The sequence below is a fragment of the Pseudoalteromonas sp. bablab_jr011 genome (assembly GCF_016464045.1).
GTDB classification, from domain to species: domain Bacteria; phylum Pseudomonadota; class Gammaproteobacteria; order Enterobacterales; family Alteromonadaceae; genus Pseudoalteromonas; species Pseudoalteromonas lipolytica.
Genome location: NZ_JACDWU010000244.1, coordinates 1 through 274, shown reverse-complemented (window position 1 = coordinate 274; position 274 = coordinate 1). Strand labels below are relative to the sequence as shown.

1 protein-coding gene is annotated in these 274 nt (G+C 39.1%); it reads right to left on the bottom strand.

All coding sequences use genetic code 11. From position 1 onward, the window contains the following. Positions 1–274, bottom strand: a 274-nt coding sequence (tnpA, locus tag JIG41_RS14575) for an IS200/IS605 family transposase (RefSeq protein WP_199525005.1), incomplete at both ends; no start/stop codon positions are given.

The window sequence follows — 274 nt, the reverse complement described above, 5'->3', positions numbered from 1 at the left end:
TTAACTGCGCCTGCTCTTGCACCTCTTCCTTTTCTTGGTGCCTGACATACCGCCTTATTATTTCTTCATTTATCCCTACAGTATCTACGAAGTACCCTCTCTGCCAAAAATGGTTTCCCCATAACTTGTTTTTCCTTAAGTATGGATATTTGCTAAATAGCTTTAACGCTATTTTTCCCTTTAAAGCACCCATTAATTTCGAGACTGATAACTTCGGCGGTATCTTTACTACCAAATGAACATGGTCAACCTGCACATTTAACTCGACTACTTT